Annotated in this window: 14 protein-coding genes; 8 read left to right on the top strand and 6 right to left on the bottom strand. The window is 40.6% G+C overall.

All coding sequences use genetic code 11. The features are described from left to right. Positions 1-99 precede the first annotated feature (99 nt). The gene (locus tag H3U73_RS00660) at positions 100-1,356 is read right to left on the bottom strand and encodes a D-amino acid dehydrogenase (RefSeq protein WP_198189816.1); all 1,257 of its coding nucleotides are present in this window, start codon (positions 1,354-1,356) and stop codon (positions 100-102) included. A gap of 177 nt (positions 1,357-1,533) precedes the next feature. Here H3U73_RS00660 and H3U73_RS00655 point away from each other — a divergent pair, with 177 nt between their 5' ends. Together H3U73_RS00655 and H3U73_RS00650 are read left to right on the top strand one after the other, a co-directional pair. Next, the gene (locus H3U73_RS00655) at positions 1,534-1,998 is read left to right on the top strand and encodes an Lrp/AsnC ligand binding domain-containing protein (RefSeq protein ID WP_025331357.1); all 465 of its coding nucleotides are present in this window, start codon (positions 1,534-1,536) and stop codon (positions 1,996-1,998) included. Positions 1,999-2,982: 984 nt separating this feature from the next. Beyond that, positions 2,983-3,186, top strand: coding sequence for a hypothetical protein (locus H3U73_RS00650; protein ID WP_084551745.1), 204 nt, complete (start codon positions 2,983-2,985; stop codon positions 3,184-3,186). 373 nt (positions 3,187-3,559) lie between these two features. Here the strand turns inward: H3U73_RS00650 and H3U73_RS00645 are convergent, their stop codons facing one another. After that, positions 3,560-4,435 (bottom strand): LysR family transcriptional regulator, encoded by an 876-nt coding sequence (locus H3U73_RS00645; protein ID WP_198189814.1) that lies wholly within the window; start codon positions 4,433-4,435, stop codon positions 3,560-3,562. Positions 4,436-4,556: 121 nt separating this feature from the next. Here H3U73_RS00645 and H3U73_RS00640 point away from each other — a divergent pair, with 121 nt between their 5' ends. The 4 genes from H3U73_RS00640 to H3U73_RS00625 all read left to right on the top strand — a co-directional run bounded on the left by H3U73_RS00640 (position 4,557) and on the right by H3U73_RS00625 (position 7,986). Then, entirely contained in the window at positions 4,557-5,060 is a 504-nt protein-coding gene (locus H3U73_RS00640; protein WP_198189812.1) for a phenolic acid decarboxylase, read from the top strand. A 277-nt stretch (positions 5,061-5,337) separates the two neighbouring features. Continuing rightward, the gene (locus H3U73_RS00635) at positions 5,338-6,219 is read left to right on the top strand and encodes a LysR family transcriptional regulator (RefSeq protein WP_078475372.1); all 882 of its coding nucleotides are present in this window, start codon (positions 5,338-5,340) and stop codon (positions 6,217-6,219) included. Between the two features lie 231 nt (positions 6,220-6,450). Further along, positions 6,451-7,659, top strand: coding sequence for an MFS transporter (locus H3U73_RS00630; RefSeq protein ID WP_078475373.1), 1,209 nt, complete (start codon positions 6,451-6,453; stop codon positions 7,657-7,659). Between the two features lie 60 nt (positions 7,660-7,719). After that, positions 7,720-7,986 (top strand): hypothetical protein, encoded by a 267-nt coding sequence (locus tag H3U73_RS00625; RefSeq protein WP_144235869.1) that lies wholly within the window; start codon positions 7,720-7,722, stop codon positions 7,984-7,986. A gap of 125 nt (positions 7,987-8,111) precedes the next feature. On the opposite strand, the gene H3U73_RS00620 is transcribed toward H3U73_RS00625, so the two are convergent. The 3 genes from H3U73_RS00620 to H3U73_RS00610 form a co-directional block, all read right to left on the bottom strand. Next, positions 8,112-8,522 carry an ACT domain-containing protein gene (locus H3U73_RS00620; protein ID WP_198189810.1) on the bottom strand — a complete coding sequence of 137 codons (411 nt, stop codon included), beginning with the start codon at positions 8,520-8,522 and terminating at the stop codon, positions 8,112-8,114. A 581-nt stretch (positions 8,523-9,103) separates the two neighbouring features. Beyond that, positions 9,104-9,967: a prephenate dehydrogenase/arogenate dehydrogenase family protein gene (locus H3U73_RS00615; RefSeq protein ID WP_198189808.1), complete on the bottom strand. Its 864-nt coding sequence runs from the start codon at positions 9,965-9,967 to the stop codon at positions 9,104-9,106. A 58-nt stretch (positions 9,968-10,025) separates the two neighbouring features. After that, positions 10,026-10,823: a 3'-5' exonuclease gene (locus H3U73_RS00610; RefSeq protein WP_084553690.1), complete on the bottom strand. Its 798-nt coding sequence runs from the start codon at positions 10,821-10,823 to the stop codon at positions 10,026-10,028. Positions 10,824-11,122: 299 nt separating this feature from the next. Here H3U73_RS00610 and H3U73_RS00605 point away from each other — a divergent pair, with 299 nt between their 5' ends. Together H3U73_RS00605 and H3U73_RS00600 are read left to right on the top strand one after the other, a co-directional pair. Continuing rightward, positions 11,123-11,977, top strand: a complete 855-nt coding sequence (locus tag H3U73_RS00605) for a DsbC family protein (RefSeq protein ID WP_084548355.1) — start codon at positions 11,123-11,125, stop codon at positions 11,975-11,977. Between the two features lie 219 nt (positions 11,978-12,196). Further along, positions 12,197-12,544: a DUF488 domain-containing protein gene (locus H3U73_RS00600; protein ID WP_037393389.1), complete on the top strand. Its 348-nt coding sequence runs from the start codon at positions 12,197-12,199 to the stop codon at positions 12,542-12,544. Positions 12,545-12,652: 108 nt separating this feature from the next. On the opposite strand, the gene accD is transcribed toward H3U73_RS00600, so the two are convergent. Beyond that, positions 12,653-13,525, bottom strand: a complete 873-nt coding sequence (gene accD / locus H3U73_RS00595; RefSeq protein WP_025331368.1) for an acetyl-CoA carboxylase, carboxyltransferase subunit beta — start codon at positions 13,523-13,525, stop codon at positions 12,653-12,655. Positions 13,526-13,560 lie beyond the last annotated feature (35 nt).

Genomic DNA, 13,560 nt, shown 5'->3' with positions numbered 1-13,560 from the left:
ATATTATGATAAAAATTTTACCGTTTCTGTCTGCCCTGACAAACGGGACAAAATAAGTGCCGATAAGAGCAAAATTTACCCGAACCGTTCTGAACTTGCTTAAACATAACGAGCCAGCGATAAATCACTGGTTTCAATTTCCGGTTTAACACCACTAATCAAATCAGCCAGAATTTTTCCCGAACCCAGCCCCATTGTCCAGCCCAGCGTACCGTGTCCGGTATTGATAGACAGATTCACAAAACGGCTGGCGCCAATGATCGGCGTACTGTCCGGTGTCATCGGGCGCAGACCGCTCCAGAAAAAAGCTTCCGAAGTCCGGCAGCTATCCGGAAATAAATCATTCACCACCAAATCCAGTGTTGCTTTACGTTTGGGGTTCAGATGAATACGATAACCAGACAACTCAGCCATACCACCGACACGAATACGTTTATCAAAACGCGTTACTGCCACTTTATAAGTTTCATCAATCACAGTAGAAACCGGTGCTTTTGCTTCATCGGTAATCGGAATAGTGAGTGAGTAACCTTTAACCGGATATACCGGCAGATTAATACCCAGCCCGCTCAGCATACTGCGACTAAAACAGCCCAGAGCACAAACATAATGGTCGGCAGTAAAGTACTGACCATTGGCCATAACACCCTTAATACTGCATTTATCTTGCTGTATTTCAGTAATAGCATGTCTGTAGAGGAATTTTACACCGAGATCTTCACATTTTCTGGCCAGCTCAGTAGTAAATAAATGGCAGTCACCGGTGCCGTCCTGTGGTAAATACAGGGCACCGGCCAGCTTTCCAGTCATATGTGCCAGTGCGGGCTCGTATTGGACACATTCGGCAACACTACTGAGCTCCTGTAAAGGCACACCGAATTCCTGTAAAACAGCCACATCGGAACGGGAATCGATAACCTCTTTTTCTGTACGGAAAATCTGTAAGGTACCTTTGCTGCGGCCTTCAAACTGAATATTTTCTTCTGCCTGCAATTGCTGTAACATCGCACGGCTGTACTCAGAAATCCGCACCATGCGTTCTTTATTAGTAGCATAGCTTCGGGCATTACAATTACGGTACATCTGCCAGAGCCATTGCAGCTGAAACAGACTGCCATCAGGACGAAACAGCAAAGGGGAATGTTCTTTAAACAGCCATTTCCATGCTTTGGCCGGAATATTGGGTGCTGCCCACGGGGTGGTATAACCATATGATAATTGACCGGCATTGGCAAAACTGGTTTCCATTGCTGCCTGATCAGCGCGCTCCAGCACAGTGACTTCATGTCCTGCTTTAGCCAGATACCATGCAGTACTTACCCCCACAATACCGGCTCCCATAATCAGCACTTTCATAATCTCCTCTCTCTGGTAATTAACCGGAATAACCTATTGGTTTAACCACAAATTTCACAAATACCTTAATTCAGTTACTTTCCCTAGTGTAAACAAAGCCTGATAGTGAATTTCACTTTATTTAAACAAAAAAATGGAGTATTTTAATAAATACTCACATTCATACTATCAAAAACCATGCACCCTATAGATAAAGTGGACATGAAAATCTTGTCCCTGCTTCAAAAAAATGCCCGAATGACCATGACCGAGCTGGCCGATAAGGTTGGTCTTTCCACCACACCGGTTACCGAACGGGTACGGCGGCTGGAACGGGAAAACATTATTACCGGCTATCACGCCCGCCTCAATCCTCGCGCTCTGAATCAGAGCCTGCTGGTATTTGTTGAAATCAAACTGCGCTCTAAATCCGGCAATATTTTTGAAGATTTCCGGCGTGAAGTTCTGACTATTCCGCATGTGCTCGAATGTCATCTGATTTCCGGCGAATACGACTACCTGATAAAAGTTCGCCTGCCGAATATGCACGCTTACCGCAACATGCTGGGTAACATTCTGTTACAGTTGCCCGCAGCAGCCGAAAGCCGCAGTTATGTGGTTATGGAAGAAGTAAAAGAAGAGCAGATGTTGCATCTGGAATAAATCTCCGGCTGCATTATGTCTGGTACCATCACAGCGCAGCTGTATACTTAAGGAAGATGAATAGTTGATTATAAAGCAGTTAAATATTAATTTAATCAGAGTGTAACCATATTTAATTAGATGAGATTTTTATGAGGTTAACTGCGATACTAACTTAAATTTTTTCAGGATTGATTATGCCAAAAATTATTAAGTATTTATCTAAGGATAAATTATAGATCTGTCTTTTTGGGGTTATTTATTTGGCATTTATAATTACTTTTAATATTTTTTCATTAAAAAGCAAATTTTATATTAGTCATATAGCTGCACACATCCTTCTGATAATATTTTGTATAAAAATAGTATTTGAAATTATTTTTTCCTAATACAATTTAATAAAATTATTTATTACCCCTCAAAAACATGTATTAAATCCTTTTTTAGGATTATTTTGTGGATTAGTTTTTTCTTTTGCTGGTTTGGTATTTTAGATCTTTATTTTAGTTATGTTAGTTATGGTCTTAATGATTTAGAATTTATTATTGCGATGTTTATCCCTGCGCTCAGTTGCTTTTTAGGTTACATTATTTTAGTTTTAATTAAAATTTTAAGATGTTTATGTTGTTTTTCCTTGTTAAATAAGCCAGTGATTTTTTATCTGCAAAGTAAAATATATTTAGAAAGTCTTTAAAAAATCAGCTGAATTTTATTAAGTATTAGCCAGTCATTTCATATTGATCGCGCTTATTTTTACAATTTTCATTTGCAAATTGCTCATAAGAACCCATTATTAGTAATTTAAAATAAGATAGCATTACATTGCTGTTGTTATTGAGTATTTAAGCTTAAAAATCTAAATTTTTTATATTTTAAAGCTATTTTAGCGAAAATATTAAGAGTTTATTCAATCTTGACTTGATTTTTGCATCAATCAGCGTTTATATATTACGGTAATAAGCAAATCGGCTTATTATTTATAACATTTTACTGGAGGAGTTTATAATGGTACAAAAATTTGCTGCATATGGTAGTGATGTTGCTTCAGGCACTTATAAATGTGCTGATTGTGGCTATAAATATTCAAACCAAAGTAGAAAATCGATGCCCCCTTGTCCTGATCTTAATAAAAAGCCGCATAGTAAGCATGGTTGGTATATAGTTAGTGGTCAAGGTGATGCAGCTGAAGATCCTTACCCTGATAAATAAAAAAATAGCAGTAATAATTTTATGTTGTAACTTTGAAAGGTAATACTTAGTGTTACCTTTTTGCTAATTAGTCATCATCATTAAATTTTATTTTCGAATTTTTGGATTTTCCCAATAAGTTTATTTTAAAATGGTGATTTTTATCACGTCGAAAAATAAAAGCAATGTTTCATCCATTGCTAACTCTACCTTTCGCTATTACCTATGGCTAATTGAGAAAAACTTGATTTATGGTTACAAAAATTATTTGTAATCAATTTCAGCTAAATATATGCCTTTCACTATAAAGCAAATTCAGTCATTTTTTGGCAATTTAGCGATTCTAATAAACTGCAAAGAAGATCACAATTTCATCAATATTTGATGTTTATACTTATTCAGCATCCTGAATATACTTTACCAGCAATGCAGTTTCATCATCCAGCTGTTCTTCTTCCTGATTGAGAAATAAATAAACCGGTGTTGCACGGCACATACCCTGGCGCAATGGCAATAATTTTAATTCTCCGCAGGCCAGTTGATTTTTAATCCGTTCTTCCGGCAGCCAGCCATAACCCACTCCCTGACTGACTGCCTCAATAGCTGTTTCAATCGTGGTAAATGTCCAGTTTTCAGATGCAGTAATCTGCCTGTAAGGCTGTTGCTGTTGTTCACGACTAACAATTTCAATCAGCGGATAACGCATCAGAACATCCTGACTCAATGGTGCCGGTAAATCCAGCAAAGGGTGCGAATGCCGCACAACTGCTACAAAATTCACCTCCAGCAATAACTTACCCTGCCTCATCATCTCAGCACTTGGGGTGATAATATAAACATCCGCCTGCCGCTGTTGTAAAACAGCACAACTTTCACTGCGCAATACTTCTGTGAGATGTATCTGAGTAGACGGATAAGCCTGCTGAAAACAACGCAATGCTGAAAACAGGCGATCTTTAGGAAAAATACTGTCTACTACCAGGTCTAATCTTGCCCGCTCTCCGCGTTTCAGAGCCCGGGAACGATTTTCCAGTGCTTCAAATCCCTGCAACAGTGGTAATGCCTGTGCCAGCAACTGCTGTCCGGATGCTGTCAGTTCTGCACGACGGCCGACAATAGTTAATAGCGTTACCCCCAGACGCTCCTGCATCAGCGTCAGCTGATAACTTAGCGAAGACTGGCTGCGATTAAAAGCTTCAGCGGCACGGGCAAAACTGCCGTAACTGACTACGGCCTGCAATAACTGCCATTGCTCCAGCGTTGTTTTCATTACTTAATCAATCGAAATTTTGAAACGGTTTAAACCAATATTAGCGTTATTCATCAGATAAATACAGGTTTACACTTCATTTGTTTTTATTCAGATTAACTTCAATTCAAAAGGTGAAAAAATGCCTGCATTTGATACTGCCGATTTAAGTAACATTCTTGGTAAACATCTGGTTTATACCTACGACAATGGCTGGAACTACGAAGTTTATGTTAAAAATGCCACTACCATCGATTATCGTATTCATAGCGGTCTGGTGGGTAACCGCTGGGTAAAAGATCAGAAAGTTTATCTGGTACGCGTAGCAGCCGGCGTATATAAAATTTCATGGACAGAACCTACCGGTACAGATGTCAGCCTGATTATCAATCTGGAAGACAAATTATTTCACGGCACCATCTTCTTCCCGCGCTGGGTAATGAATAATCCCGAACATACTGTTTGTTTCCAGAACGAGCATATTGCACAAATGGAAGCTTATCGTGAAGCGGGCCCGGTTTATCCGACAGAAGTTATTGACGAATTTGCTACCATTACTTTTATTGAAGATTGCGGCGAAAATGATGAAAACATTATTAACTGTCCGGCCAGCGAATTACCGGCAGACTTTCCGCATCACCATTAAGTACTTATCCTGAACCACAGGGCAGACAATAAATTGTCTGCCCTGTTCTGTTTATTTGGCAAAAACCCCTGTTTTTAAATACAGAAAGATAACTATAGTAGCGTTAACACTTAGCATGGTTATTTTTTGCTGACCGGTAAAATTATATGTATGGTCTGCATTTTAACTATACATAACTCTACATTCGAACTGTACATAAAAACAACATGCCTCTTTCCTATAACTTAATTATTGTTATACTTTTTAAGCATAAAAAATAGTTGTATGTGAGGTCATTTTGGATATTAAAGTATTACGTTATTTTTTAGCTCTTGCTAGAGAGGAAAGTATCACTGCGGCTGCTGAGTATTTACATCTGACTCAGCCAACATTATCTCGTCAACTGGCTGAATTAGAGCAAGAATTGGGTAAAACCTTATTTATTCGAGGCAGTCGTAAAATTACCTTAACCGATGAAGGTATGCGTTTACGCAAACGTGCTGAAGAAATTTTAGAATTAGTGCAAAAAACTGAATTAGAGTTTCAAACCTCAGCTGAGGAAATCAGTGGCGATATCTATATTGGTTGTGGTGAAACCCATGCCATGGGATTAATTGCTGAGGTTGTTAAGGCATTACAACACGACTATCCGCAAATTCATGTGCATATTTATAGTGGTGATGCTGATGAAGTAACAGAACGTATCGATAAAGGCTTACTCGATTTTGGATTATTAATTGGTGTGGAAAATATCAGCAAATATGAGTCGTTACTATTGCCCGAAAAAGATACTTGGGGGGTGTTAATGCGTAAAGATAGTCCACTTGCGCATCAAGATGTGATTAGACCTAGCGATTTATGGAACTTGCCACTTATTATCTCTAAACAGAAAGAAGTCGATATCCGAATTACGCGCTGGTTAAAACGTGATTTAGATAAACTCAATGTGATTGGCTCATATAACCTACTTTACAATGCCTCACTTATGGTTGAAAAAAGCATGGGTTATGCATTAAGTATTGATAAGCTGATTAACACGACTGGTAATAGTCATCTTTGTTTTAAACCTTTAGAGCCACAATTAACGGTTGATATTCACATAGTTTGGAAACGTTATCAAATTTTTTCAAAAGCTGCTGAAATCGGTTTACAGCGAATGAAACAGGCTTTTTCTCAATAAATCCCTCTGAATATAGAAGTGAGCAAAATGATCCTCCTATTTTGCTGAGCTTATTCTTATAACTCCTTTTTATTGATATTAATGACATTAAATACAGCTTATACCCATGCTTTTAAAGCATAAATAACCATAAAATATAAGTAATTTACATATCTTTAGCTGCTATTTAGACTATGACCCATTCAACAACCATTCAATTCATTCGTCTTTAATAGAATAATGGGATTAACCATGTCAGATAACACATTAAATTCCCCAACTACGGCGTATTGGGGAGCAATATTCTCGCTATTTATTGGGGTAACAAGTTTGATTGCCGCGGAATTTATTCCCATTAGCTTATTAACACCTATCGCACAAGATTTCAATATTACTGAAGGTCAAGCAGGCCAAAGCGTCACAATGGTGGGGATTTTTGCGGTAGTCACCAGTTTGGTTCTCGCACCCATGACCCAAAATATTAATCGTCGAGTAGTATTATTCACTTTTTCTATTTTATTAGTATTATCCAATTTGTTCATTGCTGTTGCGCCTAATTATTTCATTATGCTGATTGGTCGAGCGCTATTAGGGATTTGTGTTGGCGGATTTTGGTCAATGGCATCTGCTGTAGTATTACAATTAGCGCCGAGTAAAGATATTCCTCGAGCATTAAGTATTGTCTATGCCGGAGTGTCGGTTGCAACGATTATTTCACTGCCTCTTGCCAGTTATTTAGGTCATTTAGTCGGTTGGCGTAATGTGTTTTTTATTGCTGCGGCATTAAGTTTTATCGCGCTAGTTTGGCAACGGCTTACCCTACCATCTTTACCGCCGCGTGAAAGCAGTAATTTTAAAAATATGTTTGCCCTATTTAAGCAAAGTTGGTGTTTTCTTGGCATTATCGGGACAATTTTTAGTTATGGAGGTTATCACCTCTTTTTTACTTATCTGCGACCGTTTTTAGAGCACAATTTAGCACTACAAGCCGGTCCATTAACCCTTATTTTATTGGTGTTTGGTATCGCTAATTGCATCGGAACCTTTGTTGCGGGTTTATTACTTGGTCGATTTTTTAGACCTGTGATGATCGCCATTCATTTAGTTTTAGCCGCTATAGCCATGCTCTTATTTATTAAATATAGGTTTTTAAGTTCTGATAATGTGACTATGGATACTACATTAGTGATTGCTTGGGGATTTGTGTTTGGATTTATCCCTGTTGGTTGGTCAACGTGGATCACTCGAACGCTTGCTGATAAAGCTGAACTGGTTGGTGGATTATCGGTTGCCGCGATTCAATTTTCCATTGGTTTAGCGGCTGGTGTTGGTGGAATGACCTTTGACCAATTAGGGTTTAGTGGCATTTTTATCACGGCCACGATTATTTGTATTATGGGTGCCATCATTACCGCCTTGTGTTTTAGTTTATATAAAAAAGCAACAGGCAATCTTGCTTAATCAATCTCATATAGATAAAAAGGATCACAAATAAAATTCAAGTTGACGGCTTTAATGTTTATGCTAACTTTTGTACAAACAACACTTGCGAACACGGCAGAAGTGGCTATGCAACATTTTCCAAATCCATCAACAGTGAGTCAGGCATTACAACCTTTAGTATCTGGCGCCCCCCTTTGGAATGATCATCCTAAAATTAATGCCGAATGGCATCAATGGGTCGATACGATTGCTGCCCAAACTTTAAAAACACTCCCTACGTTAAAAGAACGCATGCAAGTCAGTGTTACAGCTACGCAGCTTGGTTACGTACTGATAAGACCCTGAATACCTGTACTTGGTTTCAGCAAAGCATAGAAACAATCAAAATTATATTCTTTCTCCGCTCAACAAAACCACCAGCACTGTTATTGAACATCATCATTCATAGTTTTATCTATTGCATAAGCTGACTATGATGCCTGACCCAGATTATTCAGAATAACCAAAGCCTGCTGCACATCATCATCAGATACAAAAATATGATCATGATAATAACCGGCTATAACGTTACAACTGATATTCTGTTGTGCCAGTGCATGCGCAAAAGCAGCTGTCAGCCCGACAGCTGCCAGCGAAGAATGCACCATTAATGTAATCCAGCCAGCAATATATTCATAATTCAGCTGATACTCATCAGCAACTGCCTGCGGTAAAACCAGCGTAGTACCCTCGTTTTCCTGCATAATCGCCACAGCAGCGGTCAGCAATGCTGGTGCAGGCTGCTGTACAGTACAAAATACATATTTGCCCGGATTATGCTGCGGAGAAGCAGATTGCAGCAAAATTTGCAGATTACTTTCACCAGAAATATTAGCGTCCATATCAAAGTATCCTCAGAAACAATCAAACCGGTCATCTAATGACTAAACTGGTCAAAAGAATTTATCCTGGCATTAATTCTATTTGCATGACAGCACCCAATACCTTTGCTTACCAGTATTCATATCTGTCTGGTAAATTCACTTACTCAGGCCGTAATGAACAATTCTGTCACCGAAGCTGAAAGCAACTAAACATCAGGCTATATTTACTCAGCCATCAAAAAAATATTAATACACACCATCTGCTTTAAAATTCCATTAGCATAAAGAAAAAAGATAAAAAAATGCGCACACGATTAAGTGTGCGCCAAGTCTACAAAGGAGAAATAGAGGAGAAACTGTTAAACCAACTAGGAGCTGATTTAACGAAGCGAATTATGCCTCAACTACGCATGCATAGCAAGTCATATTTTGTATTAATTCGACAAAATATAGTTATTTTAATTAAAAATACCGCAAAATTCATTAACTGCACATATCTTTTCCCGCAAACAGCATAAAAAAACACTTTATCTAACCATAACTTAGCCCAAACCAAACCGTCGTCGGACAACATTACCGCTGACTTCGGTTCATGAACACTAATTATGCCAGTCTTCGCGTATTTTCTGTGCTTTTGCAAAAAAAGCAGTCAATTTTTGTGCATCTCCTTGTTGCAGACAGTCCTGTAAATATGCCAGTTCATGCTGTTGCTGCTGGAGTAAACCAGCCAGTACCTGACGATTAGCCAGACAGATATCTGTCCAGATCTGCGGATTACTGGCTGCAATGCGGGTAAAATCCCGAAACCCGCTGCCGGCAAATTGCAACAATTCATCGGCATTTGCTGCTTCGGCCAACTGGTGCACATATGCATAAGCCAGCATATGCGGTAAATGACTGACAGCCGCAAAAATTGCATCATGTCGTGCCGCATCCAGATGATAAATCTGCGCTTGCACAGCCTGCCACATAGCAACAACTGTGTGTAATGCAGCTTCATCCTGCTGTTCATGAGCGCAAACAATACATTTTTTTCCGGCAAATAAACCAAACTGCGCCGCCAGTGCACCATGCCGGTCTGAACCGGCAATCGGGTGAGCGGCCACACAGCGCGGATAATGATGCGGTAATTCAGCAGCAAAGGCTTTTAATGCCAGCTGCTTGGTACTGCCCACATCAGTAACAATACAATGTTCAGATAAATAAGGAACTAGCTGACGGCAAATTGCCGGTAACGTATTCACCGGAGTGGCTATCAGCACCATATCGGCTTCTGCCACACTCTCTGCATTAATCTGCGTATAGGTATAATCAACTACCCGCCGTTCCAGTGCTCGGGTCAGATTATCGGCATCGATATCAATGCCGACCACTTCAGCAACCAGTCCGGCACGTTTTAAATCCAGTGCCAGCGAACCGCCAATCAGCCCCACGCCGACCAGCACCAGCCTGCGCATATTCATCTCAGAAAACATCTCATACAAATCATCATTTCAGTTTTCAGCTTATTTGTTTTGATAATCAGACCGATCTGCCCCATGCACTCAGAAACTCCTGCCAGTGTACTGCCTGTTGCGTACTCAGATAACCTTTAAGACAACGGATTTCCTGCTCATATTCGTCTGCATCCAGAAAACCGCGTAACAGATTAAAGCGCAGATACATTAAATAAGTATTGGCTGCATCGGTTTCGCAATAGTGCCTGATCTGTGCCAGCTCGCCCTGCTGATAAGCTGCCCAGACTTTACTACCGTCCATACCCAGTTTTCCCGGAAAACCGCATAGTTTGGCCATATCATCCAGAGGTACACAGGCACGGGACTGATATAAAGCCAGTAAATCCATTAAGTCACAATGGCGTGCATGATAGCGGCTGATATAGTTATTCCACTTAAAATCTCGGCTGTCGCCAAAATCACCCTCGCCCATATCCCAGTAGCGTGCCGCACTGATGCCATAAATCAAAGCACGATAATGTAAAACTGGTAAATCAAAGCCGCCGCCGTTCCAGCTCACCAGCTGAGGTGTATGAGTTTCAATCAGCTCAAAAAAACGCGCAATTAAAGTTTCTTCGCTGTCTTCCGGTGTTCCGATGCTGCCCACATGAATTTTATCCGTACCCCAGCGCATACAGCAGGAAATAGCCACTACCTGCTGCAAATGCAGCTGCATAAAATCGTTACCGGTTTTGGCTCGTCGCTGCTGCAAGGCAAATTCCACCACATCAGCATCACTGACCTCTGCCGGCAAATGATTCAGAACACGAATGCCGGCTACATCCGGCACAGTTTCTATGTCGAAAGCCAAAATCGGAGTCATAGCAAGAATTCACATTAATTATCGGATAAGTATTGTGGCATGAAGCCACTGGCTGCGCCAGCCGTTTAACTACAAAACAACATTACACTTATAACATGATTGCTTTATACTAACGCGTAGCCGGACAGGCCTGGCATAAAAGCAGATAAAACAGACTATAGATTTCGTTGTTTTCAGCTAGTCTGGCGTTCTGCCGGATTTATCCTGTTTAGCGATAAAATAGCAAAACTTCCCACTTGGATACTTTTATGCCTTTCTCAGTCAGGGCATACATTAACAGACAGAAAAAGAATTTCAATATGAAAAAATCTTATCTATGGCAATGGCTTGCCCCCCTACTAGCCATACCGCTAATTGCTTCATGCGACGGTACACCTGTACATAATATTGATTCTGCGGCAAAATCGGCCTCAGGTAATACAACTGCATCTGTATCAGCAGCCAATAATGTAACTGACGCAGGTCGCCCGGCTGATGCGGAAATCAGTAAAAAAATAAATGCCAATCTGGCTAGTAAAATGAGCAAAATGCTCAAGGGTTCTGAATTAAATATACAGGGTGTATATACCACACCGTTACAAGGTATTTATGAAGTAGTCATTACCGGCAATCAGATTATTTATACTGATGAAAATGCTGCCTATGTTATGATTGGTAATCTGATTGATCTGGAACACCGGAAAAATCTTACCGAACAGCGAGTCAGCGATATGTCCAAAATAGACTTTAAAGAATTGCCATTAGAAAAAGCAATTAAAGAGGTTCGCGGTAATGGTCAGCGAGTAATGGCTGTATTCTCCGATCCTGACTGCCCGTTCTGTAAAAAACTCGAAGAAGAAATTGCCCAGATAGACAATATTACTGTCTATACTTTCCTGATGCCGGTGCCTGATTTACATCCGAACGCACAGAAAAAGGCTGTGCAGATATGGTGTCAGAAAGAGCGTACAACCGCATGGACTCAGTGGATGCGCAAGGGCAAAGAACCTGCTGCTGTTGCCAATTGTGATAATCCGGTAGCTGACATCATAAAACTGGGCAATAAATATGGCTTTGATGGCACACCTACCTTGGTTTTCCCGAATGGTAAAACCATTTCCGGGCTAATGCTTAAAAATGAATTAGAGCAGGAACTGAATAAAAATCAGAAATAGCATTATTCATAGAAAAAAGCAGCCGCACCGGCTGCTTTTTAATTTTCGGTTACGATACACAATACTGATTATTACATTCGAACCATGACACTGGCCGATATTGATTATTATTTTTTTACCACATCAGCCTACCCATCCTGCTACTGATACACTGCCATGCTTGCCGATACAAATATTAAAAATTATGATTGATAATTTACAGAGTTAAACTCAATCGCCATGTATAACATTCAACGTGTATATACCTATCAGCATCAGCAGCCGGCAGTATTAATAGACCGCCTGTGGCCACGCGGTATCAGCAAAATCAGACTAAGCGGAGTTGAGTGGATTAAAGCTGTTGCCCCGTCCGACCAGCTCAGAAAATGGCTGCACCAGAATCCTGAAAATCATTATCAGGAATTTTGCCGGCTGTATCAGCAGGAACTCAGCCTGCCACAACAACAGGAAGCATTGCGTACACTGAAGCAACTGCATGAGCAGCATCAGCAACTATGGCTGCTTACGGCGGCCAAAGATATTGCCCACAGCCATGTACCGGTATTACTGGCACAGTTACAGGCATAGCTCAAAATTAACTGATGTATTCTTTTAGTCTCTATCAATAAAAATGCCCTGAAAAACATATCAGGGCATTGCTATAACCATTATTCTATTATACAGATACAAACTATGTCAGGCGGCATCCGCACTGGCTTCTGAGCGTAACAAACCAATCAGTCGAACAATTCGATCTTTTAATTCACGCCGGTCAACAATCTGATCGATTGCCCCTTTATCCAGTAAAAACTCCGAACGCTGGAAGCCTTCCGGTAAAGTTTCACGTACAGTTTGTTCAATCACCCGCGGACCGGCAAATCCAACCAGAGCATTCGGCTCAGCCAGAACAACATCACCGATAAACGCAAAGCTGGCAGACACACCGCCCATAGTCGGATTGGTTAATACTGATATGAAAGGCAGTGATTTATCAGCAAGCAAATGTAATGAAGCACAGGTTTTAGCCATTTGCATTAATGAATTGAGACCTTCCTGCATGCGTGCACCACCGGAAGCGGCCACACAGATAAAGGTACAGTTATGTTTTACCGCCTCACGTACGCCGCGAACAAAGCGCTCACCCACAACAGAACCCATTGAACCGCCGATAAAGTTGAATTCAAAAGCAGCCACAACCACAGGTACACCATTCATGGTTCCGCGTACCACCAGCAGCGCATCATCTTCCTGCGTCAGCTTACGGGCAGCACTTAAGCGGTCAGTATATTTCTTGCTGTCACGGAATTTGAGAATATCAACTGGTTTAATGTCTTTACCAATTTCATACTGTTTGGTTTCATCCAGCATCATACTGATACGTTCCCGTGCTGACACCGGATTATGATATCCGCACTTCGGGCACACTTCCATATTCTTTTTCAAATCCGTGGCATATAAAGTTGCCGCACAGGACGGACATTTCTGCCACAATCCCTCAGGGATACCTGCGGATTTAACCGCTGCATCTTTTTTAATCTTAGGCGGCAGGATTTTATCTAACCAACTCATTCTTTTATTCCCGGTTATTGCCGGCAGCCGGAACA

The sequence above is a fragment of the Snodgrassella sp. W8124 genome (assembly GCF_016100875.1).
In the GTDB taxonomy this organism is placed as follows: Bacteria; Pseudomonadota; Gammaproteobacteria; order Burkholderiales; family Neisseriaceae; genus Snodgrassella; species Snodgrassella alvi.
This window is presented reverse-complemented; position numbering and strand designations above follow the sequence as displayed.

Bases quoted from the DNA above. Each gene is read 5' to 3' on its own strand.
- H3U73_RS00660 (WP_198189816.1), bottom strand. From the start codon at position 1,356: ATGAAAGTGCTGATTATGGGAGCCGGTATTGTGGGGGTAAGTACTGCA.
- H3U73_RS00640 (WP_198189812.1), top strand. From the start codon at position 4,557: ATGCCTGCATTTGATACTGCCGATTTAAGTAACATTCTTGGTAAACAT.
- H3U73_RS00600 (WP_037393389.1), top strand. From the start codon at position 12,197: ATGTATAACATTCAACGTGTATATACCTATCAGCATCAGCAGCCGGCA.
- H3U73_RS00645 (WP_198189814.1), bottom strand. From the start codon at position 4,435: ATGAAAACAACGCTGGAGCAATGGCAGTTATTGCAGGCCGTAGTCAGT.
- H3U73_RS00655 (WP_025331357.1), top strand. From the start codon at position 1,534: ATGCACCCTATAGATAAAGTGGACATGAAAATCTTGTCCCTGCTTCAA.
- H3U73_RS00605 (WP_084548355.1), top strand. From the start codon at position 11,123: ATGAAAAAATCTTATCTATGGCAATGGCTTGCCCCCCTACTAGCCATA.
- H3U73_RS00630 (WP_078475373.1), top strand. From the start codon at position 6,451: ATGTCAGATAACACATTAAATTCCCCAACTACGGCGTATTGGGGAGCA.
- H3U73_RS00610 (WP_084553690.1), bottom strand. From the start codon at position 10,823: ATGACTCCGATTTTGGCTTTCGACATAGAAACTGTGCCGGATGTAGCC.
- H3U73_RS00625 (WP_144235869.1), top strand. From the start codon at position 7,720: ATGCTAACTTTTGTACAAACAACACTTGCGAACACGGCAGAAGTGGCT.
- accD (WP_025331368.1), bottom strand. From the start codon at position 13,525: ATGAGTTGGTTAGATAAAATCCTGCCGCCTAAGATTAAAAAAGATGCA.
- H3U73_RS00620 (WP_198189810.1), bottom strand. From the start codon at position 8,522: ATGGACGCTAATATTTCTGGTGAAAGTAATCTGCAAATTTTGCTGCAA.
- H3U73_RS00650 (WP_084551745.1), top strand. From the start codon at position 2,983: ATGGTACAAAAATTTGCTGCATATGGTAGTGATGTTGCTTCAGGCACT.
- H3U73_RS00615 (WP_198189808.1), bottom strand. From the start codon at position 9,967: ATGAATATGCGCAGGCTGGTGCTGGTCGGCGTGGGGCTGATTGGCGGT.